This window comes from Mycobacterium angelicum (assembly GCF_002086155.1).
GTDB classification, from domain to species: domain Bacteria; phylum Actinomycetota; class Actinomycetes; order Mycobacteriales; family Mycobacteriaceae; genus Mycobacterium; species Mycobacterium angelicum.
The window spans coordinates 1-284 of sequence record NZ_MVHE01000383.1 but is presented as its reverse complement, the minus strand read 5'-3'; the positions used below and the strand labels follow the sequence as shown (position 1 = coordinate 284).

Here is a 284-nt window from a genome sequence, read left to right as displayed (position 1 = left end):
CCTGGGCGCTGCGCCGGCGCAGATCGTCGATCAGCCGCTGCTCGGCTGCGGTGTCGGGAACCACTTTCTTGGCGGCGTCGGTGGGGGTGGCGGCGCGCAGGTCGACGACCAGATCGCACAGCGGATTGTCGGGTTCGTGACCGACGGCGCTGACCACGGGCGTACGGCAGGCCGCGATCGCGCGGCACAACGTCTCGTCAGAAAACGGCAGCAGGTCCTCGACGGAGCCGCCGCCCCGGGCCAGCACGATCACGTCGACGTCCGGGTCTCGATCGAGCTCGCGC

1 protein-coding gene is annotated in these 284 nt (G+C 71.1%); it reads right to left on the bottom strand.

Annotated features, from left to right (window positions below; all coding sequences use genetic code 11):
- A partial coding sequence (locus BST12_RS29900; protein WP_281254857.1) for an exodeoxyribonuclease VII large subunit occupies window positions 1-284 on the bottom strand: 284 nt, incomplete at both ends.